Here is a 1,573-nt window from a genome sequence, read left to right as displayed (position 1 = left end):
GATATGGCGGCATGGGGATTGATCTTGTAAGGCGGCTATAGCCTTCTCTGTCTCCAGCTTTCCATAATAAACAAGCCTTGTTTGAAATGGCAAGCTTTTCGTCAAGGGTCATGGTTTGCGACATAAATCTCTCCTTGTATTAATATAGCAGAACTATGAGTAATTAGCAAGGAGTAGAGAGCAATGAGCAATTAAAAATGAACAAAGAAAGGTTAAAAAGGTAACCATATATGGCTCAAACTTGCAAAATACTAATGTGCCTTGATGGCGTAAAGGAATTATATTAGGTATTGCCAAACTATTCGCGGAGTCAAATCCAAGTATTACTTATTGAAGCGTGTACATTGTTTTAACAATTTTATTCATTTTTTAAATTATTACTTATCATTATGAATTGACGCAATATTTTTCTTTCTTCATTCAACATAGTTTTTAACATTTGATAAGGCTGTAATCCTCTATGGGCATTATTGAAATCTTGTGATTCATTAAATTTTTTTGACACTAATGTTTCTGTATCAGATTGAATTTTTAATTTTCTATGCTTGATATTGAAACGATAAAAACGCTATAACAAAAGAAGAAAGAATTTTTCAGGAGAAACCATGCATCTGTTGCCTAACTATAAACACTATGATAAACCACCGCGCCAAATGCCCCCAAAACCAACGAAGTTCCGCAATCAGCCGTTTGCTCATTAGATAAAAGCAGTTTCGCGCCAATAAACCGCTGCGGCGTGGTAAATGTCCTTTCCTTATGAGAGAAATTACAAACCACTAGCAATTCTTCCTGTTGGTAACGGCGGGTATACGCGTATAAATCAGGGTCATCGGGCAGCAGTAACTCATAGTTGCCAAGGGTGATAATATCGAGTTTTTTGCGCAGTTGAATAAGAGTTTGATAATACGCGAAAACAGAATCTTTACGCCGCGTTTGCTCTTCGGCGTTGATTTCCCTGTAATTGGGATTTACCATAATCCACGGCGTTCCCGTTGAAAATCCGGCGTTGGGGCGGGTGTTCCAGTGCATTGGAGTGCGGGAGGTGTCTCTGCTTCTCAGGCGCATATAGCGAAGCATATCCTCTTTAGCGATGCGCTTTTCACGTAACACAAGCTCGTTGTACGCGTTGATGCTTTCAAGGTCGCGGTAGTCTTCAAGACGGGCAAAGGGAGTGTTGGTCATGCCAAGTTCTTCGCCTTGATAAATGTATGGGGTACCCTGTAAAAAGTGAAGGCAGGTCGCCAGCATTTTTGCCGATTTTTCGCGGTACTCTCCTTCGTCTCCAAGGCGCGTAACAATGCGGGGTTGGTCGTGGTTGCACCAGTACAGGCTGTTCCACGCGCGGCCATACAATACGGTCTGCCAGCGGGAAAACACTTCCTTTAATTCTACCAAATTGATCTTGCGATCATTCCACTTAAATGACTCGCCTCCGTCCAATTCCACTTGCTCAAATTGAAACACCATGTCAAGCTCACTGCCATCCGCGTTGGCGTACTGCACAGCCTCGTCAACGGTTACTCCGCCTGTCTCGCCTACGGTCATCAGGGCGTATTATCAAACTCTTATTCAA

Annotated in this window: 1 protein-coding gene; it reads right to left on the bottom strand. The window is 42.3% G+C overall.

Annotated elements, in window-relative coordinates:
• Positions 1–618 precede the first annotated feature (618 nt).
• Positions 619–1,545 (bottom strand): alpha-amylase family glycosyl hydrolase, encoded by a 927-nt coding sequence (locus tag ACYVRH_RS12475; RefSeq protein ID WP_461257226.1) that lies wholly within the window; start codon positions 1,543–1,545, stop codon positions 619–621.
• Positions 1,546–1,573: the final 28 nt, after the last annotated feature.

This window comes from Treponema sp. R80B11-R83G3 (genome assembly GCF_054786115.1).
This window is presented reverse-complemented; position numbering and strand designations above follow the sequence as displayed.

Bases quoted from the DNA above. Each gene is read 5' to 3' on its own strand.
- ACYVRH_RS12475 (WP_461257226.1), bottom strand. From the start codon at position 1,545: ATGACCGTAGGCGAGACAGGCGGAGTAACCGTTGACGAGGCTGTGCAG.